Source organism: Streptosporangium sp. NPDC048886, from assembly GCF_055586905.1.
This window is the reverse complement of record NZ_JBVJHH010000119.1, coordinates 1-1,203: the sequence shown is the minus strand read 5'-3', so window position 1 is coordinate 1,203 and position 1,203 is coordinate 1. Positions and strand designations below refer to the sequence as shown.

At 74.6% G+C, this 1,203-nt stretch carries 1 pseudogene; it reads right to left on the bottom strand.

Annotated elements, in window-relative coordinates:
• A pseudogene (locus ACZ6R6_RS49335) lies at positions 1 to 1,203 on the bottom strand (lantibiotic dehydratase); the annotation flags it as partial.

Sequence of the window (1,203 nt, the reverse complement as noted above, 5' to 3'; positions counted from 1 at the left end):
GTGACGGTGGTGCGCCAGGTCTCGCGGGCGATGACCAGCCGGTCGATGGTGATCCGGGGCACGTGCGGCGCGGGCGAGGTGAGCTTGAAGGCGTCCAGCAGCTGCGTGCTGAGCATCTCGGCGAACATCTCGATGAGCGGCCACCGGTGTCCGTCGGGGGCGGTGGCGGTCAGGGTGCCGTCGTCGTCGGAGACGATGACCGAGGTGGCCGGCAGCAGCCGCTCCGGGTCGGCGCCCCGCGCCCTGTCGATGCCCAGCTGCCGGTCACGGGGCCGGACGAGCCAGTAACCGGTGCGGCTGGTGTTGCGCGGATAGTCCTCGGGGTAGAGGATCCGGATCCGGTCCGGCCCCAGGTCGTGGTCGAGGTCGGCGCGTAGCCTGTCGGGGTCGGGATGGAACGGGGTGAACACCGCGCTGTCGAACGCCGGCCACGCCGGGTGCAGCTCGCCGAGGACCGCCTGGTAGTCGCCGCGGTTGACGGCGTCGACGTCGGGGGCGCAGATCTGCAGGTCGGGGCTGTGCAGCCGGGCCGCCGCCCAGCCGGGCCGGCCGGCGGGGAACAGCCGCGCCAGCGGCTCGGCCAGCTCGGCGGCCGACAGCTGGACGCGCGCGCCGCTGCCGAGGCCGGCCGGCACGTCGATCAGCTCGGCCCACCGCCGGGCGAAGTCGTCGGCCACCGTGCGGAACGGGTTGTCGCCGCCGGTGAACAGCAGCCCCTGGGCGAGATACCACAGGTCGGCCAGGCGCACCGGGGCGTCGGAGCCGTCCCGCAGCTCGTCGTGGAGCTCCCGCAGGACGTCCCGGCAGGCCGAGCTGATCGCGTGGGTGAGCCAGTGGGCGGTGGCCAGGATGAGCGCGAGAGGTGGTGCGAGGTCGTCGAGGAGGGAGGAGCCGACGGTGACGTCGACGTCCCGGGTGGTGTCCTCGTAACACAGCGTGCGACCGGCGTACATCTGCCCGTCCCGCCGCCGCGGCGCGGCACCGGTGACCGCGGTGAACTCCGCGTCCAGCCCCGCCAGCGCCTCCTTCAACCCCGCCGGGTCACCGGCGGCGGCGGCCACCGCGTCACGGGCCGCGCACAGCCGCGCCAGCTCCGCCGCGGCGTGTCCGCGCAGGTCGGCGTCCCCGATCGAGGCGATCCGCTCACGCAGCACGTCCTCGGCGTCACGGCCGATCGGCAGCGCCGCGTCCCAGGTGATCAAC